20 protein-coding genes are annotated in these 22,200 nt (G+C 37.3%); 6 read left to right on the top strand and 14 right to left on the bottom strand.

Translation table 11 applies throughout. The features are described 5' to 3' along the window. The first annotated feature begins 90 nt into the window (after nucleotides 1-90). A complete protein-coding gene (locus JO178_RS04320; RefSeq protein ID WP_291932220.1) occupies nucleotides 91-2,052 on the top strand; it encodes a T9SS type A sorting domain-containing protein in 1,962 nt (653 codons plus the stop codon). 69 nt (nucleotides 2,053-2,121) lie between these two features. On the opposite strand, the gene JO178_RS04315 is transcribed toward JO178_RS04320, so the two are convergent. Together JO178_RS04315 and JO178_RS04310 are read right to left on the bottom strand one after the other, a co-directional pair. Next, the gene (locus JO178_RS04315) at nucleotides 2,122-2,280 is read right to left on the bottom strand and encodes a hypothetical protein (RefSeq protein WP_291932217.1); all 159 of its coding nucleotides are present in this window, start codon (nucleotides 2,278-2,280) and stop codon (nucleotides 2,122-2,124) included. 43 nt (nucleotides 2,281-2,323) lie between these two features. Then, on the bottom strand, nucleotides 2,324-3,151 hold the full coding sequence (locus JO178_RS04310; RefSeq protein WP_291932214.1) for an ion transporter: 828 nt from the start codon (nucleotides 3,149-3,151) through the stop codon (nucleotides 2,324-2,326). A 177-nt stretch (nucleotides 3,152-3,328) separates the two neighbouring features. On the opposite strand from JO178_RS04310, the gene JO178_RS04305 reads away from it, so the two are divergent. Next, nucleotides 3,329-4,426 (top strand): Nif3-like dinuclear metal center hexameric protein, encoded by a 1,098-nt coding sequence (locus JO178_RS04305; RefSeq protein WP_291932211.1) that lies wholly within the window; start codon nucleotides 3,329-3,331, stop codon nucleotides 4,424-4,426. Between the two features lie 2 nt (nucleotides 4,427-4,428). Beyond that, nucleotides 4,429-5,205 carry a hypothetical protein gene (locus JO178_RS04300; protein WP_291932208.1) on the top strand — a complete coding sequence of 259 codons (777 nt, stop codon included), beginning with the start codon at nucleotides 4,429-4,431 and terminating at the stop codon, nucleotides 5,203-5,205. Between the two features lie 191 nt (nucleotides 5,206-5,396). Here the strand turns inward: JO178_RS04300 and JO178_RS04295 are convergent, their stop codons facing one another. Beyond that, complete coding sequence (locus JO178_RS04295; protein ID WP_291932205.1) at nucleotides 5,397-7,175, bottom strand: long-chain fatty acid--CoA ligase; 1,779 nt, start codon at nucleotides 7,173-7,175, stop codon at nucleotides 5,397-5,399. Nucleotides 7,176-7,427: 252 nt separating this feature from the next. Between JO178_RS04295 and JO178_RS04290 the strand changes: the two genes are divergently transcribed. Both JO178_RS04290 and JO178_RS04285 read left to right on the top strand, forming a co-directional pair. Continuing rightward, a complete protein-coding gene (locus tag JO178_RS04290; protein WP_291932202.1) occupies nucleotides 7,428-8,567 on the top strand; it encodes an acyl-CoA dehydrogenase in 1,140 nt (379 codons plus the stop codon). Between the two features lie 23 nt (nucleotides 8,568-8,590). After that, the gene (locus tag JO178_RS04285; protein WP_291932199.1) at nucleotides 8,591-8,956 is read left to right on the top strand and encodes a hypothetical protein; all 366 of its coding nucleotides are present in this window, start codon (nucleotides 8,591-8,593) and stop codon (nucleotides 8,954-8,956) included. 270 nt (nucleotides 8,957-9,226) lie between these two features. On the opposite strand, the gene JO178_RS04280 is transcribed toward JO178_RS04285, so the two are convergent. Then, complete coding sequence (locus tag JO178_RS04280; RefSeq protein WP_291932197.1) at nucleotides 9,227-10,177, bottom strand: DUF4349 domain-containing protein; 951 nt, start codon at nucleotides 10,175-10,177, stop codon at nucleotides 9,227-9,229. A 392-nt stretch (nucleotides 10,178-10,569) separates the two neighbouring features. Between JO178_RS04280 and JO178_RS04275 the strand changes: the two genes are divergently transcribed. Then, entirely contained in the window at nucleotides 10,570-12,822 is a 2,253-nt protein-coding gene (locus JO178_RS04275; RefSeq protein WP_291932194.1) for a reprolysin-like metallopeptidase, read from the top strand. A gap of 68 nt (nucleotides 12,823-12,890) precedes the next feature. Here JO178_RS04275 and JO178_RS04270 read toward each other — a convergent pair whose 3' ends face one another. From JO178_RS04270 to JO178_RS04225, 10 genes are all read right to left on the bottom strand, one after another. Continuing rightward, nucleotides 12,891-14,486: a peptide chain release factor 3 gene (locus JO178_RS04270; RefSeq protein WP_291932192.1), complete on the bottom strand. Its 1,596-nt coding sequence runs from the start codon at nucleotides 14,484-14,486 to the stop codon at nucleotides 12,891-12,893. 189 nt (nucleotides 14,487-14,675) lie between these two features. Then, nucleotides 14,676-15,884, bottom strand: a complete 1,209-nt coding sequence (locus JO178_RS04265; protein ID WP_291932189.1) for an MFS transporter — start codon at nucleotides 15,882-15,884, stop codon at nucleotides 14,676-14,678. Nucleotides 15,885-16,071: 187 nt separating this feature from the next. Next, nucleotides 16,072-16,599 (bottom strand): WG repeat-containing protein, encoded by a 528-nt coding sequence (locus JO178_RS04260; RefSeq protein ID WP_291932186.1) that lies wholly within the window; start codon nucleotides 16,597-16,599, stop codon nucleotides 16,072-16,074. A 595-nt stretch (nucleotides 16,600-17,194) separates the two neighbouring features. Then, entirely contained in the window at nucleotides 17,195-17,395 is a 201-nt protein-coding gene (locus JO178_RS04255; RefSeq protein WP_291932183.1) for a hypothetical protein, read from the bottom strand. 43 nt (nucleotides 17,396-17,438) lie between these two features. Beyond that, on the bottom strand, nucleotides 17,439-17,636 hold the full coding sequence (locus tag JO178_RS04250) for a hypothetical protein (protein WP_291932180.1): 198 nt from the start codon (nucleotides 17,634-17,636) through the stop codon (nucleotides 17,439-17,441). Between the two features lie 154 nt (nucleotides 17,637-17,790). Beyond that, nucleotides 17,791-18,246, bottom strand: coding sequence for a hypothetical protein (locus JO178_RS04245; RefSeq protein ID WP_291932177.1), 456 nt, complete (start codon nucleotides 18,244-18,246; stop codon nucleotides 17,791-17,793). Nucleotides 18,247-18,382: 136 nt separating this feature from the next. Then, entirely contained in the window at nucleotides 18,383-18,982 is a 600-nt protein-coding gene (locus JO178_RS04240; protein WP_291932174.1) for a porin family protein, read from the bottom strand. 133 nt (nucleotides 18,983-19,115) lie between these two features. Then, nucleotides 19,116-19,463, bottom strand: a complete 348-nt coding sequence (locus JO178_RS04235) for a hypothetical protein (protein ID WP_291932171.1) — start codon at nucleotides 19,461-19,463, stop codon at nucleotides 19,116-19,118. A 201-nt stretch (nucleotides 19,464-19,664) separates the two neighbouring features. Further along, nucleotides 19,665-20,585 carry a pentapeptide repeat-containing protein gene (locus JO178_RS04230; RefSeq protein ID WP_291932168.1) on the bottom strand — a complete coding sequence of 307 codons (921 nt, stop codon included), beginning with the start codon at nucleotides 20,583-20,585 and terminating at the stop codon, nucleotides 19,665-19,667. A gap of 21 nt (nucleotides 20,586-20,606) precedes the next feature. Continuing rightward, nucleotides 20,607-22,200 (bottom strand): RHS repeat-associated core domain-containing protein (locus tag JO178_RS04225; RefSeq protein WP_291932165.1); only part of this gene is annotated, 1,594 nt, incomplete at its 5' end.

The following is a 22,200-nucleotide window of genomic DNA, read 5'->3' as shown; positions in this document are numbered from 1 at the left end:
TTATTGTTTTAATTAATAATTTTTTAATGTTTTATAATATTGTGTTAATATTATTCTTAATTTGGTATTATATAAACACCAAAAATTATTATGAAGAAAATCTTACTATTGTACCTATTGATGATAGGTGTCACCCTGAGTGCCCAAATCAATTTGGGAGAGGGCAGTACTGATACCGGGAATGCCCCGATAAATCCTTATTACGGATACTCATATATTCAACAGATCTTTACCAAGCAGGAGATTAATGCAGATGCCGCCGGAAACATTACAGGGCTTAAGTTTTATCTTGATGCTTCAGCTTCTATAGATAATTCATCAAGCTGGGTAGTCTATCTCGGGCATACCGCTAAATCAAATTTTACTTCCGCGAATGACTGGATTCCTCTGGCGAATCTCACACAGGTATATTCGGGAACGGTTACCAATGATAACGGGGTTATAGAAATAACCTTTGCTACCCCTTTCCCCTATAATAATACTCAGAATTTAGTACTTGCAGCCGAAGAGAATTCTCCGGATTATGATGATGACAATATCTTTTCTGTATTTAAGTACAGCTCGGTGACGGATCGTGCTCTTTCCTACAGCAGTGATTATACTGACCCCGATCCGGCAAGCCCTCCTGTAGGTGAACTTATAGACTACAGATCCGTTGTAAGCCTTATGGGACTTAGTGTAAACCCTATTCCCAATTGTCCTGTCGTAGGCTATCCTGTCAATAACACTTCTTTTATTCCCACATCACCTAATATCACATGGTATGCTTCACAGGGAGCAACGGGTTATAAAATATCAATAGGAACGACCCCGGGAGGAACGGATGTTGTCAATCAGCAGTTTGTTACTACGACAAGTTTTACACCTTCATCACCATTTTCTATTAATACCACCTATTATCTTAAGGTTGTAGCGGTGGGATCAGGCGGAGAATCTTCAGGATGTTCGGAGGTAAAGTTTACAACCACACCTGACGCGCCTTCAAATGATGAGTGTACAACAGCAGTTACTTTAACAGTCAATCCGGATATGAATTGTGGGAGTATAACATCAGGATATACTTTAGGGGCCAGTGATTCGGGATTAGCACCTGCTCCTTGTTTTGGAGATACTGATGATGATGTCTGGTTTAAGTTTACTGCAACCGCTACTACACATGTGGTTACGTTCAGCAATGTGGTTTCTATTGGTGCTGATTATAGTGAAGACTTACTTTATCAGGTTTTCAGCGGAAACTGCAGTAATCTTGTAAGTACCCTGTGTGCTTACGGAGGAATGGAAATTCTCAATAATCTTACCATAGGAGAAACATATTATATCAGAGCCTATAGTTATGGAGGATCAACTGAAGCGCAAAGCTTTGATGTCTGTATAGGGACTATTCCGCCCCCGCCTGCGAATGATGAATGTTCAGGCGCTTTAGCAGCTGCTGTATTCCCTTATAGCTATACCCAGTCGGATGCTGCGGGAGCTACTAATAACGGAGGGTTTATTCAGACCTGTACGAATGGTATGAATGACGGAACATGGTTTACTTTCACAGGAGACGGAAGTACTTTTGATATTAGCGTTTCAACTCCTGCGAACAGTTATTTTGACTCCCAGATCGGAGTGTACAGCGGAACCTGTAATAGTATGGTTTGCGTAAATACGGTAGATGACGCCGGGGCTGGAGAAACAGAAAATATTTCCGTTCAGACAACTGCCGGAACAGTGTACTATGTGAATGTAGGCCATTACAGTTCATCATATGATGAGTTGGAAGGTACCTTCACTATTGCTATTAATAAAACAAATCTGGCGACTTCAGAAGTTTCCAACGCTAAAAATGATCTGCAGATATATCCGAATCCGTTTACGGAGATACTGAATATTTCGAAAGTGGATCAGGTGAAATCAATTATAATTTCAGAGGTTTCGGGAAGATTGGTGAAAAGTATTGAACAGCCTGTTTCAGCTCTTTATCTGGGAGGTTTACAATCAGGAATGTATTGGGTTACCCTGCATATGAAAGATGGCTCTAAACAGACTGTTAAAGTGATTAAAAAGTAAGCTGTTAACCTTTTATATTAACAAAAAAGATGAGTGAAACCGTTCACTCATCTTTTTTATTTATACGTATTATTTATTGGGTACCGGCTGCACTTCTCCCGTATTCATCATATCAAATACGGTAGGGAAGAACATGGCGAGAATGAAATAAACGATAATCATCAGTGCAATTAATGAAAAAAGAATAATAACTAAAGTATTCGGCTTGTTTTTCTTTTTAGAATCCATGATTTTGTGGTATTTGGTTAATAGATTAAATGAATACCAAATATTAAGCTAATTTCTTGCCACATTGTTTGCAATACCTTGCATCATCATCAATATCTTCATTGCCACACCGGTCGCATACCTTTTCTAAATTCTGTCTTTTGTTCCGCATTTCAGCGGTGACAATTCCGGTAGGGACTGCAATTATAGAGTAGCCTGCAAGCATCAGAACAACAGCAAAAAACTTTCCCAGAGGCGTAACAGGAGAGACATCGCCATAGCCTACAGTAGTTACCGTTACTACAGCCCAGTAAATCGATTGCGGGATGGTTTCAAACCCTTGTCTTCCGCCTTCTACCATAAACATCAGTGAGCCTACAATGACAGAGAATATAATCAAAAATAAAAGGAAAATATAAATCTTTCTTGAACTGTTTTTCAGAGCCCTTACGATGAGGTACCCGTCATTCATGAAATCAAGCAGATTGAAAATTCTGAAAACTCTCAACATTCTCAACATTCTGAAAATCAGAAAATATTTGGTAATAGGAAAGAAAAAACTGAGGAAGAACGGGACCAGCGCAAGAAAATCGATAATACCGAAAAAACTGAAAATATAGCTTCCTTTATTCTTTACCACCGTAATCCTCATGGTGTATTCCAGGGTAAAGAAAATAGAAATAATCCATTCAAGGATCAGAAAGGTATAATGGTATTTTTTATCAAGTGCAGGTACACTTTCCATCATAATAATAGCTGTACTTACAAGAATTAAGGACAATAATATGATGTCGAAGAGTTTTCCGAGTCTGGTGTCGGAGCGGTAAATGATCCGATAAAGGAATCTTTTCCAGAGAGAATCTTCAGGAATAAGATTATGTTCTCTTTCCATGTTAGTCTAGTTATTTCACAAGAAAGTTAATAGGGAGTAAAGGTAGTATTGTTAAAAGAAAATTCCAAATATTAAAAAATCAAAGCGGCTGCTGAAAAGGTTTTTTTATTGCTGTAGAAATTTTCTTTATAATTTTAACAAAATTAATATCTTCGCTGTAACTGTAAAATATAGACTATGAAGCTAAGAACTGTCATTTCAAAAATCGAAGAGGAAATTAGTATCAGACAGGCAGAGGATTTTGATAATGTAGGATTGTTGTGTGGTGTTCCTGACCGGGATGTAAGCGGAATTCTGATATGCCATGATGCACTTGAAAATGTCGTGGAAGAAGCTATATTTAAAAATTGTAATCTTATTGTATGTTTTCATCCTATCATATTTTCAGGATTAAAATCGCTGACCGGTAAAAATTATGTGGAAAGAGCCATTTTAAAAGCTATTGAAAATAAAATTGCCATTTATGCCATTCATACAGCATTCGATAATGATTTCTTTGGGGTGAATCATGGCATTTGCAGCCGGCTTGGGCTAAAGAATATGAAAATTCTCCAGCCAAAAGAAAACAATCTGAAACAACTGACCGTTTTTGTACCGAAGGAATATTCTGAAAAGGTAAAAGAAGCTATGTTTTCTGCAGGAGCAGGAAATATCGGGTTTTATGATCAATGCAGTTTTACGGTGAACGGAAACGGAACATTCAGACCTATAGAAGGCTCAAATCCGTTTTCAGGGCAACAAAATATCCGGGAGAATGCTGATGAAGATATGATCTCCGTTATTTTTGAATCTCATAAAGAGGGTTCAGTTGTAGGCGCAATGAAGGCGGCTCATCCTTATGAAGAAGTAGCCCATCAGATCTATAATCTGGATAATAAAAACCATCATGCCGGATTGGGAATGTACGGAGACCTGGAAGAAGAGATGGATGAAAAAGATTTCCTGAGATTGGTGAAAGAAAAATTCAATCTGGAAGTGATCAAACACTCTTCTTTTAACGATAAAAAAATTAAAAGAGTAGGGGTGCTCGGAGGTTCCGGAGCCAGCGGAATCAGGTCTGCCATTTCCAGAAAATGTGATGTTTATCTTACCGGAGATATCAAATATCATGATTATTTTTTAGCAGAGTCTAAAATGCTGATCTGTGATATAGGACATTACGAATCAGAACAATTGGTAACCCAACAATTATTTGAAATTTTATCACAAAAATTTAGTACATTTGCAATTTCAAAATCTATTGAAAAAACAAACCCAGTAAATTATTTCATTTAAATATGGCAAAAACCAACGATATTTCAGTTGAAGAAAAATTAAGAGCTTTATACGATTTACAGATCATTGATTCAAGATTGGATGAAATCCGAAATACTAGAGGAGAATTGCCAATTGAAGTTGAAGATCTTGAAATTGAAATCGAAGGTCTTGAAAAAAGAGCTGAAAAATTTCATGCAGATATCAAAGATCAGGATGATCAGATCAAAACGAAGCATGAAGTGATTAACCATGCAAAAACTTTAATTGAGAAGTACAAATCTCAGCAGGATAATGTAAGAAACAATAAAGAGTTTGAAGCATTAGGGAAAGAAATGGAATTCCAGGATCTGGAGATTCAACTTGCTGAAAAAAGAATTAAAGAATTCGGCGCTAAAATCGCTCACAAAAACGAAACGTTAAGCGAGCTGAATACAAAGATTGACGATTTGAAAAGCCACCTGAAATTCAAGAAAGAAGAATTGGAAGGGCTTATCTCTGAAACTCAGAAAGAAGAAGAATATCTGATTGAGCAGTCTAAAGAATTCGCAGGTAAAATCGATGAAAGATTATTAGCTTCTTACAACAGAATCAGAACAAATTCTATCAATGGTTTAGCAGTAGTAGGATTAGAAAGAGGAGCTCCGAAAGGATCTTTCTTCACAATTCCACCTCAAAAACAAATGGAAATTGCTCAGAGAAAGAAAATCATTATCGATGAACATTCAGGGAAAATCCTTGTTGACGATGAGTTGGTAATGGAAGAAAACGAAAAAATGAAATCTGTAATTAAATTTTAATTATTGATTGCAATCAATACAAAGCTGTTTCAGAAATGAGACAGCTTTTTTTGTTTTTCCTAATCAGTATCAAAGGATCCATAGAAACGGATTAAAGCCAGTTTAATAAAAATAAGAACAAAACTTATCCCTTTGAGCATCCGGTTAGCAACTTACAAAAAAAACGCTTCGGTATGGAAGCGATTTTTTATTTATTCATGATGTTCGTACATTTTGTTATAGAGGGCTATAAACTTCTCTTTTACGGCCTTTCTTTTTAGTTTAAGGGTAGGAGTCAGAAGACCGCTTTCAATGCTCCATATTTCAGGAGTAAGCTCAATCTTTTTGATTTTTTCCCAATTCCCCAGATGCTCATTGATTCCTTCAATCTCTTTTTCAATTCTTTGTTTAAGTTCCGGACTTTGGGCAATCTCTTCCGGAGTAGATCCGATAGTAAGATTATTTCTCATGGCCCAGCTTTTTGCAAAATCAAAATCAGGCTGTACAAGGGCACAAGGCATTTTTTCACCATCACCTACCACCATAATCTGTTCTATGAATTTGGACGCTTTTGCCAGGTTTTCAATCGTTTGAGGGGCTATGTATTTGCCACCTGATGTTTTGAACATTTCTTTTTTACGGTCGGTAATCTGTAAAAAACCGTCACTATCGATATGTCCGATATCTCCTGTTTTAAAAAATCCGTCTTCGGTAAAGACTTCTTTCGTCATTTCGTCATTTTTAAAATAAGCCTTAAAAACAGACGGTCCTTTTACCGTAATTTCACCGTCTTCCTGAATCTTTACTTTTAAATTATCCAAAGGTACTCCTACAGTTCCCACTTTCATTTTTTCAAAACTGTTCACTGAGATTACAGGAGACGTTTCTGTTAAGCCATATCCTTCCAGAATGGGGATTCCTGCATTCTGAAACATTAAATTAAGTCTGGTGGATAATGCCGCAGATCCTGAAACCAGTGTGACGATTTCACCACCTAATCCTTCTCTCCATTTAGAAAATACAAGTTTGTCTGCAATGATTTCCTGAATTCCGGACGGTTTTGAAATTTCTTTCTTTTTGGTAATTAAATTAAGAGCCCAGAAAAATATTTTAGATTTTAGGCCTCCTGCAGAAGATCCTGTATTATAGATCTTGTCGTATACTTTTTCTACCAGTCGCGGAACGACTGTCATATAATGCGGCTTTACCTCTTTTACATTTTCACCCATTTTATCTATGCTTTCAGCAAAATAGAGCGAAAATCCATTGTACTGATACAGATAAAACAGCATTCTTTCAAAAATATGACAGATCGGAAGGAAGCTTAATGCTCTCGTTTCCTTATAATCAAGACTCTTTTTCTTAGGAATTCTGGGAATAGATCCCAATACATTGGAAACAATATTATTATGCGTCAGCATGACCCCTTTAGGTCTTCCTGTTGTTCCCGATGTATAGATAATAGTGGCCAGATCTTCAGTATTAATGGCATTAGACAGATCATCCACTTCAATTTGAGTAGATTCATCCTTACCGAGATCCAGAATCTCTCTCCAGTTGGCAGCCCCGCTTACATTGTCGAAAGTAAAGATCCCCTGTAAGCTGGGAATATTGTGTTTCACTTTCATGACTTTGTTAAACAGGTCTTTGTCTGAAACAAAGCAATACTGTATCTCCGCATTGTTAAAAATAAATTCATAATCTTCAGCAGAAATACTGGGATATACCGGTACTGAAACAACACCGATCTGAGACAGTCCAAAATCCATGATAGCCCATTCCGTACGGGAATTGGTGGTGATCAAAGCAATCTTATCCCCGGGTTTTATCCCTAGCTTTAGCAGTCCTCTAGATATCTTATTTCCTTCATTAATAAACTCCTGTGTAGAAGTTTTTTTCCATTCACCATGATACTTGGTTACAAACATATCCGTTTTAGGATATTTTTCTAAAGCGTAGTGTGGAATATCGAATAATCTCTTGATCGTCATGATTTTTTATGTAATTTATAAAGAAACCTAAATATAAGCATTTTTTTTAATTTTGAAATAACGAATGTAATAATTGAAAATTACTTCAATGTTTGCCATAGCATCTCTTTCCGGAAAAAGGGTAATGGCCGGAAAATTAATATATTGCGGTAGAATTGCTCTTCCTTTTTGGGGCTGTTTTTTCAAGTTTTAATTAATATTTCGAGATTTGCCTAAAAAGTGTAAATTTACGGCTATCTAATTATTTTTTTTATGGACTTTAATTTATCGGAAGAACAGCTGATGATTCAGCAAGCCGCAAGAGATTTTGCACAAAACGAATTATTACCTGGAGTTATTGAAAGAGACCGCGATCAGAAATTCCCTGCAGAACAGGTGAAGAAAATGGGAGAAATGGGACTTTTAGGAATGATGGTGGATCCAAAATACGGAGGTGCAGGTATGGACAGCGTTTCTTACGTTTTGGCAATGGAGGAGATTGCAAAAGTAGATGCTTCTGCAGCTGTTGTAATGTCTGTAAACAATTCATTGGTTTGTGCCGGTCTTGAAAAGTTTGCTTCAGAAGAACAAAAAGTAAAATATCTTACCCCTCTTGCAAGCGGACAGGTGATCGGGGCATTCGCTTTATCGGAGCCTGAAGCAGGTTCTGATGCGACTTCTCAGAAAACAACTGCTGAAGACAAAGGAGATTACTACCTTTTAAATGGTATCAAAAACTGGATCACCAATGGTGGAACAGCTTCTTATTATATTGTAATCGCTCAGACAGATCCTGAGAAAAAACATAAAGGAATCAATGCGTTCATTGTAGAAAGAGGATGGGAAGGTTTTGAAATCGGACTAAAAGAAGACAAATTAGGAATCAGAGGAAGTGATACCCACTCTTTGATTTTTAACAACGTAAAAGTACCAAAAGAAAACAGAATCGGTGAAGACGGTTTCGGATTCAGCTTTGCAATGGCAGTATTGAACGGGGGTAGAATCGGTATTGCTTCTCAGGCATTAGGAATTGCTTCAGGAGCTTACGAGCTGGCTTTGAAATACGCTAAAACAAGAAAAGCTTTCAAAACTGAAATCATCAACCACCAGGCAATCGCATTCAAATTAGCAGATATGGCTACTCAGATCACTGCCGCAAGAATGTTGTGTTTTAAAGCAGCATGTGAGAAAGATGCAGGAAAAGATATCTCTGAAAGCGGAGCTATGGCAAAACTATACGCTTCTCAGGTAGCAATGGATACTACGATTGAAGCAGTACAGATCCACGGTGGATACGGATATGTAAAAGAATACCACGTAGAAAGATTAATGAGAGATGCAAAAATCACCCAGATCTACGAAGGAACTTCTGAAATCCAGAAAATCGTGATCTCAAGAAGTATTGCAAAATAATAATAAACAAAAACACACAGTCTATGAAAAAATCTTTGTGGATTACCCTCGGTGTCGTACTGCTATTGCTAGGAGTATTTGTATGGTATAAGTACTTCTTCGTTTTCGGAGAAGGCGTAAAATCCGGATACCTGAACTATGCCATGAAAAAAGGCTATATCTTCAAAACCTATGAAGGTAAACTGATTCAGGAAGGATTTGGAAAAGGAAAAACAGGAACCATTACAAGCTATGAGTTTGAATTTTCTGTGGCCGATCCTGAAGTTTTCAAACAATTGGAAACCAACAGCGGGAAAAGCTTTGACCTGCATTACAAAGAATACAATGGCGCTCTTCCCTGGAGAGGAAATACAAAGTTTGTCGTAGATAAAGTCGTGAATATGAAATAAAAGAAAGGCTTCCAAATCAATTGGAAGCCTTTTTTCTTGGTAGCTGATCCCGCTATCCACTCATACTCCTCGCGCCCATACACTCCAGCACCAAAATCCTCCGGCATTCCCACTCATGCTGCGGGGTAACCGTTGCTATCGGGGCTATTGGTTACGTACTCCTACCGATTCAGAATCCAATTTTTCCAATCAATAGGACTGGGCTTCAGCCCGCTCAATCAATGATAGTCGCCTTAATCCTGCTTTAGCCAAAACTTAAAACATATTCTTTTATTCCAGATCAGATCCTCTATTCGGCAGGCTTTTATTTCTCTTTTTGTAAAAATAATATCCAATGCCTCCGATTAGAAATAAAGGCCACAACGGAAGTATAAACAAGAATACAGACAAAATCACACCCCAGCCTGATGAAACGGCAGCCAGAGATTTTTCCCCGAAAGTTTCCGGTTCTTTTTTGATGTCCGCCTGATCTGTAAGATTTACAGAGATGCTGCAAATGGCATTTTCTACATAGGTGTTCCCAGAAATCTGAACATTTTTGGCCTCAATATCTCCGATATTACTGTTGAGCCCATTCATAAGATGATCAAAATTCTGAATAGGAACCTTAATCTCAAGGGTATATACTTTTTGATCCTCTTTATATCGGTCTGCAGATGCAATATAGGTAAGGTCTTCGCTTTTGATATATCCTTTGTTTTTAAGCACTTCTTCTTTTATAATTTCTTTTACCGTTTCAGCATGATCGGCTTTAATGGAAATCTGGCCGGATTTTACCATTCTGTCTCTGGATCTGTTCAGTTCATAAGGATCATTGTTAGGCTTTTCCTTATAAATGACTTTGGTTTCCCTGATCACTTTTGGTGCAGCCACTTTCACGACAGCCTTTTCAGATTTTTTAGCCGCGGAATCTTTTCTTTCTGCTTTTGATTCCAGTTGAGTAGAAGCTATTTTATCAGACAGAGAATCCACTATTTTTGAAGTGCTTTCTATTTTTTGCTGAATGTCATTCTTTGTGTTTTCAAAGTCTTTGATTTTTATAGTGGCAGAATCAAGAGTCTTACTGATGGTCGTATGCGCATTTCCGACAGCTTCTGCAGCGGTAGCGGCAGCACTGTCTGCTGTCTTCACTGTTTTCTCAATTTCGGTTTGAGCGGCTTCTCCTTTTTTACACATGATAAAAGTGCAGGATACAGCTGCTAATACAATAAACTTTTTCATAACGTTAATTTTTTGATGAAGTAAAATTAGGGGCCGCATTTTTGAAGTATTTGTAAATGAGGTGCATTGTTGTTGTAAAATGATAAATTGTTTTAAATCAGTTTTTTAAATCAGTTTTACAAGTGTTTTACAAAATAGTTAGAAAAGTACCTGTTGTTGTTATTTATTTACTTTGTGTTTTGTTAATTAATTATTTAATTTAATGTTTTTTTATTTATTGTTTAATAAAATAAACTGTAATCATGTTTTGTTGTGTGTTTTTAGGTGTTGTAATTGAATAATAATTATTTTTGTTGTTGTATTTTCAGGATAACATATACCGGATCCGAAAACCAATATCCCGGCTTCTCTTTGACAATTTTTAAAACCCTGGAAATAATAAAAAACACCTTATGAAAAAAAAAATCTTATTTCTGGCAGTATTTTTAATGCTTTCAGGGGCTTCTTTTGCTCAGAAGAACAGCTGGAGCAGAGTTTCGGAGAAAGATGTGAAAACAATACGGGAAAGAAACGTAAGAGTTTCAGACTATCAATTAGTAAGCCTGAATTTAGATGAGCTAAAACATCAGCTGGCTTTAGCGAAAGACAGAAGCAGAGCAGCTTCAGAAAAAGGAATTGCAATCAGATTTCCAAATGATCAGGGAACATTTGATACCTATGAAGTCTATGAAGTCTCTGATATGCATGAAGATTTACAGACGAAATATTCTGATATAAAGTCTTATACAGGCAAAAAAACAGGAGATCAGGCCACGAATATCAGGTTCAGCCTTGATCCGTATTTTGGTTTTAATGCTGTGATCAGAAGCTCAAAAGGAATATATTATATAGAATCTTATTCTCTTGATAATAAGGTGTATATGGTGTATGACCGCAAAAAGGCAGTTTCTTCAAACCGGTTCAGCTGCCTGTTCAATGAAGATATGCCTGTAAATAAGACGACGGAAACGGTAAGTAAGAAAAATACTACCGGTGGTTTAATGAGAAAATACAGACTGGCAATCAGTACAACAGCCAAGTATACCGCCTTTACTGCACAACAGGCGGGAGTTGCCAACGGAACTGGTGCACAGAAAAGAGCAGCCGTTATGGCTGCCGTTAATATAGTGATCTCCCGGGTGAATCAGGTCTTTGAAAATGAACTTTCAGTTACACTACAGCTTGTGCCTAATACCGACCAGTTATTTTTTATTACCTCGGATACTTTTAACGAATCAGACCCTAATCAGATGATCAATGAGAATGCGGTGGTAACAAATAATATCATTGGTTCAGATAATTATGACATCGGGCATTTGTTTTTTAAAGCCAGCCCCGGAAATGATAATGGGTTAGCATCGTTACCTTCAGCATGTCAGGATGAAAAAGCAAAAGGGGTAACAGGCTCTGCCAATCCTGTGGGAGATCCTTTCAGTATTGATTTTGTGGCTCATGAAATGGGGCATCAGTTTGGGGCACACCATACTCAGAATAACGACTGTTATAGAAATACAGCAACATCTGTAGAACCCGGCAGTGCAAGTACCATTATGGGATATGCCGGAATATGTTCACCCGATATTCAGTCTCATAGTGACGCCTATTTCCATGCGGTCAGTATACAGGAAATAGATAACTGGATTACCGGAGGCGGAGATTGCAGCGTTAATACAAATACACAAAATCATAAACCCACTGCTGATGCAGGAACGAACAGAACAATTCCTATGGGAACACCATTCGCTTTAACAGGTTCAGGCTCAGATCCTGACGGCGATACTATTACTTATAACTGGGAAGAAACGGATATCGGTGCGGCTCCCATGCCGCCGGGTTCAGCCAACACTGTAGGTCCTCTGTTTCGCTCTTTTTGGGCTACTGTATCTCCGATAAGGTATTTCCCGAGGTTATCAACGATTGTCGAAGGTTATGATCCTTCTATATCAGATCCTTCAGACTACAGATCCTGGGAAAAACTTTCTACCATAGCCAGAAATCTGAATTTTTCATTGATGGTGAGAGATAATAATCCTGCAGGCGGGCTGACAGACAGTGACACTGTTACACTCACGGTTTCAGATGCAGCGGGACCGTTTGTCGTTACCTCGCAGAATACGGCAGGTATTGCCTGGAAAGAGGGGCAATCCCAGACGATTACCTGGAATGTAGCCCATACGAATGCGGCTCCTGTAAATACAGCTTATGTGACCATCCTGCTTTCTACAGACGGAGGTCTTACGTTTCCCCACATTCTCGTTGCCAGTACTCCTAATAACGGTTCTTATACCTTCAATGTTCCACAGGGACTGGAATCTACTTCAAAAGCGAGAATTATGATAAAAGCTATTGACAATGTGTTCCTCAATGTAAACAGGATCAACTTTACAATTGGTAATGCTCCTCCTGTAACCGGAAAGGCAGATGACGAAATTAAAATCTATCCCAATCCGGCCAAAGGAATATTCACGATTGAAGCTGTATCTTCAAATGGTATTTCATATACAATTTTTACCATTAACGGAAGACTGGTAAGGGCTGAACAGGAAGTGAAAGGTCAGAAAATTAAGGAAGATGTGGATGTATCATCATTGTCTTCCGGGGTGTATGTAGTCTGGGTAAACAGAGAGGGGCAGAAAGTTTCAAGGAAACTAATTATTAAAAAATAATAGGCAGAATTTACAGCAAAAAGAAACCCGTTCAGTGGAAGTGAGCGGGTTTTTTATAGAGTGTATGTTTAGTTTTCGTTGAATTCACTGATGAAATGCAGTTTTACATTCGGGAATTTTTCCTGCGTCATATGAATCGTGAATGATGAGTCTGCCAAAAATACCAGTTGGTTATATTTATCTCTGGCAAGGAACCTTTGTTTTAATCTTGCAAATTCTTTAAATTCTTCAGATTTCTCATCAGCTTCTACCCAGCAGGCTTTATGCATAGAGAGAGGCTCGTAAGTACATTTTGCTCCATATTCGTGTTCCAGACGGTACTGGATAACTTCATACTGAAGGGCTCCCACGGTTCCGATGATTTTTCTGCCGTTCATTTCAAGGGTAAACAACTGAGCAACTCCTTCATCCATCAGCTGGTCAATACCTTTGGCCAATTGTTTAGCTTTAAGAGGATCACTGTTATTGATATAGCGGAAGTGCTCCGGAGAGAAGCTCGGGATTCCTTTGAAGCTCAGTTTTTCACCACCGGTTAAAGTATCACCGATTCTGAAACTTCCCGTATCATGAAGACCTACAATATCTCCCGGGAAACTTTCTTCTACAACCTCTTTTTTATCGGCAAAGAATGCGTTAGGAGAGGAGAACTTCATCTTTTTACCTTCTCTTACCAGCAGATAGTTTTCATTTCTCTTAAACGTTCCGGAAACAATTTTTACGAAGGCTAATCGGTCTCTGTGTTTCGGATCCATATTGGCGTGAATCTTGAACACAAACCCTGTAAAATTACTTTCTTCCGGTTTTACGATACGGGTATCGCTTTCTTTAGGTTGCGGCATCGGAGCGATGTCAATGAAAGCATCCAGCAATTCACGAACACCGAAATTGTTCAGAGCCGAACCGAAGAAGACAGGCTGAAGGTCTCCTTTCATATAATCTTCACGATTAAACTCAGGGTAAACAGACTGAATCAGGTCAAGCTCTTCTCTTAAAGTACCGGCTGCTTTTTCACCGATTACTTCGTCTATGGAAGAATCATTAATGTCATCAAACTTAATAGAGTCTCCTACTTTTTGTTTTTTCTCTTCCAGGAAGAGCTGAATATTATTTTCCCAGATATTATAGATTCCCTGGAAGTCACTTCCCATTCCGATAGGCAGAGAAAGCGGGCAGACTGTTAATCCTAATTTCTGTTCTACCTCATCCAGCAAATCGAAGGCATCTTTACCTTCACGGTCAAGTTTATTGATGAAAACCAGCATCGGAATGTTTCTCATTCTGCAAACCTTTACCAGTTTTTCTGTTTGTTCCTCAACCCCTTTTGCCACGTCAATAACAACGATAACAGAGTCTACAGCTGTTAAAGTTCTGTAGGTATCTTCCGCAAAATCTTTGTGACCCGGAGTATCGAGGATATTGATTTTGTGATCTCTATATTCAAAGGCCAATACGGAAGTTGCTACGGAGATCCCTCTCTGTCTTTCAATTTCCATAAAGTCGGAGGTTGCTCCTTTTTTTATTTTATTGGACTTTACGGCACCGGCTTCCTGAATAGCTCCTCCGAAAAGAAGTAACTTTTCGGTAAGAGTGGTTTTTCCGGCATCCGGGTGGGAGATGATCCCAAAAGTCTTTCTTTTTTGTATTTCTTTGATTAAGTCTGACATATCTTATTTTGAAGTTGCAAAAATCGGGAATTTTGTCGAGTTCTGAAAATTGAATTTGTTCTCATCACAAAACTTACAAAAGATTCTACTTCAGATACACTCAAAATAGGTAGTGTACAAAAGAAAAAATCAAGATTTTTAAGCACTTAGGTGTTTTTTATTGAGAAAAGATTTAGATTAAAAATAATCTTATGTATTCAGATTTTTGTTTAATAATTCAATTTTTGACTTTATTTTCAGTGCATAAGCCAATCCCAATCCAATAAAAACCAGGGCAGCACTAAAAAGGAAAATATAATTCATTCCGTAAATGTCTGCAATACCACCAATCAATGGTCCTGCAACACCCAGTGAAAGATCAATGAACAGCCCGTAACCAGCCAGTGCAGAACCCTGGCTTGAAGGAGAAACCGTTTTGATGGCGACGACGCCCAGTGCAGGAAAAATTAATGAAAATCCCAGACCTGTTACTCCGGCTCCGATAAGAGCCATTTGTGAATGGGAGGCAAAAGCAATGATCAAAAGCCCGGTTGTTTCTACTAAAAGACAGGCAATCGCAACTTTTATTCCTCCGTAATGATTAATTACATTGCTGAAAATGAGTCTTCCGGCAACAAATAATCCTCCGAAAACACTTAAGCATAAAGCTCCGTTGTTCCAGTGAAAATGGTTGTAATATAATGTAATAAATGTTGAGATAGATGCAAAACCGATTCCTCCTAAGGCCAGACATAGCCCGAAAGGAGCTACTTTTCCTAATACTTTCCAGAAAGATTGAGATTCCTGAGGATGGGTGTTTGTTTTATTTTCTTTGGTCTTAGCAAAAAGAAATCCTAAAATTCCCAGGATAATGGAAAGAACTCCAATACCATAAAGACCAAATTCATGTTCAATTGTCACACCCAAAGAAGCACCGATTGCCAATGCGCCATAGCTCGCAACACCATTGTAGGAAATAATTTTTGCGGTATGCTTATCGCCGACTGCCATAATGGCCCAGTTGATAGGACTTGCACCTACCATTCCTTCTGCGCAGCCTGTGAGTAAACGTGTAACGACTAAAAATGAAAGGCTGATCAAAGGAGAGAATTTAAAATAATAAGCGATTATTAAAAATATTCCTGTCAGAGAAAAACTTATCATGCTGAATAAAACAGCCGGTTTGGGACCTTTTCCATCTATAATCTTCCCTGAATATGCCCTTAGAAAAAAAGTAGAAACATATTGTAAACTGATCACCAAGCCAGCGATAACTAAACTGAATCCTAAACTTTTATTAATGAAAATCGGAAGTACAGACAGAGATAATCCTATGATAAAATAGCCTACAAATGTAAAGCACACGTAACTAATCAGGGATAAATTAATATTCTCTGACCGATTTACTAAACTATCCATACTAAAAAAATTAAAGCGCAAAGTTACCTTAATAAAATAGCTTTATCGAACAATCGTATAGACAAAATGATAATATGTATTATTCAAAATTCCTATAATTATTAACCCGGACTGTCTTTGTTTTGTTTTGTTTTGTTTTGTTTTGAAAAAATCAGACTTTATAATGCCAACGTCTATTTATCTGGTTTTACTCGGCAATCTTCCCCTGCGGATCAATAAATATCCATTTTCCGTTGATTAAAGCTTTAGCAGTGCCATTTTCAAAAGGCCCCAAGGTATCGTATTTAAGCGGGATGATGATCTTACCGTTCCGGTCTGTTGCTCCGAATTTATTATTTAATGAAATGATGGCCATATTTTCCTGAAAATCACTCATAGAATCATACATAATAGGAACTATTACTTTTCCTTTTTTATTGATTGCTCCAAATTTCTGATGCAGTTCTACTCTGGCTATTCCCTCAAAAAAATCAGAAATATCATCATATTTAAAAGGAATTACCTGTTTTCCGGAATGATCTAAAGCTCCGTATTTGGGCTTTTCTCCTTTGGTTTCCACAACCACCAGACCATCACTGAAATCTCTGACATGGCTATAGTTTCCGCTTTTGATAAGTGTTTCTACCGTTTGATTTTCTAATGAAACAGTTTTCTCCTGGGCATTTATAATAGTACAAAACACCCCTGTTGTTATGAGTAATATAAGCCTTTTCATATTTGTTATTTTCATTAAAGTTAAGACTTTATAATGAAAAAAATAAGATAAAGTATCAATAAAAATAACCCTGATTTATCTTCATTTTTCCCTCTTGAAAACAATGAAAGACCGGTTATTTTGGGTGAGCGGATCTCCTTTCAAAACAGGTTGTCATTTTTTTAATCACCCACTGCTGTATTACCAGAGTTTTACTGAAAAAAAGAAGAGCAAAAGATTAATGCCCGTTAACAGGCTGTATATCCATACAACGATTGGAGTTTTTTTTACTAAAAATATATTGATAAATAGGGAAAGACCCAGAAACAGGTAAATCAGAGATCTGAAATCGTCAAAGTAGAAATTAAAAAATTTTTTAAAATTATCTGAAATATGCTGTACGGAATGACTATAAAAAATTCTTAAAACAAAATTAACTACAATGGTTATTGAATGAATTAATCTGATTTTCACGGGTTTTTGCTTGAAATTTACCTTTATACCGTACTTTTCTGACGATTATACCGTATCTTCTGGTCACAAATATTAAAATTTTTGTTTGGTCATTATATAAAGACGGAGAACTAAGCATACCATTGTTAATGATCCGGGGTGTTTATCTGAAAAAATCTGCGGCCTCTTTTACAAGCATCGCCAGTGAAAGTAAAATCAGCATTACAGCTGCAATCCATCCCCGATAGTAAAGCATTCTGTCGTACATGGAGCCATTATCTCTTCTTATATTAAAAACATTTTCTTTACTGCTTAATTTGAAACGGATAATCATAATGCCTATAAGTAATATAATGAATGCCATTGTCATTGTTTTTTATTAACAGGAAGTGTGGTTCAGCGACAGGTTATTTATGATTAAAAACAGCAATAATATCCTTGCAGATCATCAATATTCCTGCAATTATAAATAAAAAATCGAATGCCCAGATTGCTATTTTATTAACATTTTGATACATAGACCCTTTTCTGGTAATCCGGTTGCTTTTAAAATTCAGCATAAAATAAATCATGCCTGCTCCGATAAGTAAAGATATAAATTCCATAGTATTACACTGCTTATGTCTTATTTTTATTGTACGTTTCTGCTCTGTATCCGGATGATTACAAACAATCTCCAAAGCCAGAGGTTCCGGAGATTGTTTATGAGATCACTTTTATTTATGGGCGCAAAGGCTGAAAACTTTGTCAGCGGGAAAGTTAATGAGATTTTATGATTTTTGTATACGTTAAATAGGTATATTCTTCCTCAGGACTTCCCATTGTAACAAGATCCTGTAAATTAACCGCATATTTTTCAAATCTCCAGACATTATTTTTCATATGATCAATTTCTGTATCTTTATAAGAATGTAGTGTTATGGTCTTTATCTGCTTACCATCTGCTTTTTTACCTGTATATTCATTCAGATAATAATAATGAGTTGGATTTCCATATTCATGTATCAATGCGTTGTATAAAGCGTCCCGTTTTTCTTTAGGATAAATGACCTTAATCTGATGAACAAGGTCTCTCACCGGCTCTATGACTGCAAACTCTTCTTCAATCTCAAACAGGTTGAGGAGTTGTTTGAAGATATATAAATTCGTGGCTCTGTTTCTTTTTAACCGATAATGTACTTTTTTAATAGGAAGCCCCAATATTGCTGATAACATATTTTATTTTTTTTAAATCATTTGTTTTTATTAAAATTTTAAATCCCTAACTGATTAAATGTTTTTATTTTTATTCCATTCCTGTTCTTTGATAAAAGGGGAGTGCCTGTATCAGTGGAGGGAAAAAATGTTTTTCTTAGAAAGAATAATTCAGACCTAGCTGAACATTAGTATTTTTTGAAGGTCCTGTACCTCCATTTTTTACAATGTCCGTTAAACCGGCCATATACCGGCCATTGATTCCAAAGTTCGGAGTTATTTTATAGCCTAAACCTATGCCCAGACCGAAATTAAAAGTGGTCAATGAGTCTTTATTACCTGACTCATAAGAATGTCCGCTGACGTCAGCTTTAGCTTTAGCATTTACAAGAAACCCAAATTCAGGCCCTGTCTCCATATAAAGTTCGGAAGTTGCGTTATACTGGAACATTACTGGTATATTGATATAATCGAGGGTTTGTCTTACATTGGTCATTTTATACCCTGAAAAAGTATAATCATTTTTTGCTTTTGTACCCTGTTGGCTGTACACAATCTCCGGCTGAATAGTGAGTACGGAAGAAAGAGGGAAAGTGACAAATGCTCCGGCATAAAATCCTAGTTTCGATCTGGTATCACTTCCGGTTACTTCTGAAAGGCTACCTCCGGCTTTGACGCCAAATCCCGGTTTGCCGGTAGATTGAGCGGATGTCATTGTTCCTATAACAATACATACGCATACTAATTGTTTTTTCATAAATAGTGTTTTTTATTTTTATATCATATCAGTATTACTCACATTCGTTTTTAGTTTGTAATAAGAATGATAAAAGCTTTTTCAAATTCCGATAATCTTCAGATCTGATACATAGTTTATTGTCCTATGATTCTTATTTTCCTATGGGCTTATTGCTGATATAGGAAGGTATAATAACAACAGCAGCAATTCCACCGGCTATGATACCTAATGTTCCTGCCACATTATGTTTTTTTATGGTATTGATTTCTGACTTCTTTATCTGGACCAAATTATCCGTATTGTCCCGACCATATAGGGTAAGAGAATCTATCTTACTAACATCTATATTATATTTTTTACCATCCTGGGTTGTGAAAATATAGCTTTTCCCTAATTTAAGCTTATTGTCGTTATAAGGCTTACGTTGATTGACAAGGCTTGTCGTGCAGGAACTTAACAGCATAAGTGATACTCCTGCCATAATTGTAATTAATTTCATCTTTGTTTTTTTAATATTATTGTTTCTAATTCTGTTTCCTAATTTAATTTTCTAGTATTATTTTTAATCCTGCTTTCCAAAGTTGGGAAGCTTTGGAAATATCTCTCCATTAATTCTTTTTTGCTCATAAATAATCCATTATACCATTTATTTTCTATCATGTTCCTGAACCCAAGCGAGACACCTGAGCAGACAACTTACCTATGAAAAATTATTTAGATGATTTATAATCTTTAACGCAATATCCTTTCCATGATCTCGTTCAACATCATTTGTATTGATAATATGCCATTCCTGAGTTTTGGCGTGAACCAGATAGGAATATGAAAAAATTTCCGCTTCTTTCTTTTCTTCTTTATCTTCCCAGTTAAGGATCTCTGATTCTAAGGACTCAAGCCTTTCTTTCCACCTGTCATATTTGTAATAGTTACCTGAAGGATTAATTTTTACGGTCGACAGATCACAATGGTTACTAAACGTTGGATATATTAATTCCGCTTTTTCAAATGAAACATTTTTCATCTCATTCTTTTTGGGAATACCAAAACGTTCAATTTCAGACTGCAAGGGATAACCACCTCTAAACCATACATCTTGAAGAACACCTTCAAAAGAACAGTTTTCAAAAGAAGATGCACTAAAATCTATATTTTTAATCTTACAATTTTTAAAAACAACATCTACAAACTCAGGTCTGTTAAAAATGGTCCTATTAAACTTGCAGTTCTCAAAAATACATCCTGAAAAACTGGTTCCGTCATAGCCTATAGCTGATAAATTAAACTTACAGTCTTTAAAAACGCAATCAGTGAAAGAATCCTGATGTTCTGAAAAATCTGAAAAATCTGCTTTCTCAAAAAGGCAATTTTCAAAAATGGATTTTTCAACCCACGAATGTTCAAACGTAGAAAACGAAAAGTCAATATTGATGAACTTTAAGCCGGAAATCGTTTGGGAGTCTAGTGGTATTCCCCTAAAATCAATTTTTCCACAGTATTCTCCCACTGAAGAATTGGCAAGATTGAATCTTCCTCCTTTCTTTGATAACTTAGCGATTTCTTTTTGAACGAGAGTAAAACCGGGATCGGTTACCCATCTCTCAATTAATTCTTTTTTGTTCATATAACTCTATTATTATTTCTATTATCGTGTTCTTAAAAGGGTTCCGCCGGCACCATATTTATTAACATGCTTCTGCCATTGGGCTGGGGTGGTCATATCCCACCACTTTCCTGTTTTGGGATCAACAAAATCAGGACCTTTACTATAATTACTTTTTAGGTGCTGTAAAGCAGGGTCTTTTTCTATAGCATCTCTCGCTTTCACATCAATACGATTGCCCCTGAAGGCTGCCCTAAGGTTAGGATTTCGTTGAATTGCACGTACCTGCTTGGGAGTAAATGCTCCATCCCCCAATCGATCAACCTCTGCAGCAGCCTCGGTAACATGGCGTTGTAATCTTGAAGTTATATCCTTAGCGACAGCCCCTCTTCCGCCACCACTGCCGTACATCATACCCCCTCCGGCTCCTTCGTCCCCCATAATTTCAATATGGGAGGAGTTCATCAGCCTGAAAATCCTGTCCATTTTGGTTTCCCCTTTATGATATCCAGAATAATCTCTCCAGGCTCTGTATTCTTCTAAAGTCCCGTATTTATTCCCCGGTGTTTTTTGCTTCGGATCATCCCCGTCAATGGCATTTACCTGATGGGCCAGATAATTAAAAGCGGTCACAATCAATCCCTGTCCGGCACCTGCCCAGAAATTACCACCTCCCAGTACAGAACCGACACCGCCGCTTACTGCTCCGTTAAACAAAGCAAAGGCGTCACTTTTTAAAATGCTGTTATCACCTACATTGTTAAGGGCAAGCCCTAACAGATCATTGGAAACACTGGCAAAAGCTCCGCTTAAAGCACCACTTAAAAAGTTTCCACCCTGCACATATGATAGAGTTCCCTGGGCAATGGCATGGGCTCCGGCTTTCGCAATAATGGTTCCCGTTTTACCTAAACTTTCGGCGACTTTAGTACCGGCAAGAAATACATCTCCAATGGCACTGCTTATTCCTGCTGAAGCCAGTGACATGACAACCGACTGGAACATATTTCCAAAGCTGATCGGTTGGTTCAGGTAATAGTCCGTGGCTACAGAAGTAAAGATAGCAATTCCTATCGCAATCAGTGCATCATCCCATCCCATAATCTCTCCCGTAGGATCGTTATACAATAATGGATTGTTCATCACATATCCGTACTTATTATAATTCTGGGTATTATAAGGATCCTGAATAAATTCATCCGCATTTAAGAACCTTCTCAGTAAAGGATCATAGAGCCTTCCGTTCATATGGATGATTCCTATTTCTCCAAAATGCTCATGGCTGGTATATCCTCTGTCAATAAGTAAGCAGCTGGTTGCCAGTTGCTGTCTGTCTGTGATAATAGCTCCGTTTCCAATTTGCAGATGGGTGAGGTTGCCCCATGCATCAAAATGCCTTTGTTCCAGCTTATTTCCGGCTTCATCACTGATCGCTAAGATGCTTCCCAGGTAATCTTTATGCAGGAATTTATAAGAACCACTGCTCTCTGTATAGTTTTTTAAATATACAATATTGCTTTCATAAGGACTTCCTCCGATATAAATGATATGCTTTTCTTTTCCTGTGGTATTGTCTTTTACGATTTCATAACTTCCGTCTTCACTGTAGAATTTGGTGAATTTACCTTCGCCGTCT

Origin of the sequence: Chryseobacterium sp. (assembly GCF_019236175.1) — a bacterium.
Taxonomy (GTDB): Bacteria; Bacteroidota; Bacteroidia; order Flavobacteriales; family Weeksellaceae; genus Chryseobacterium.
This window is presented reverse-complemented; position numbering and strand designations above follow the sequence as displayed.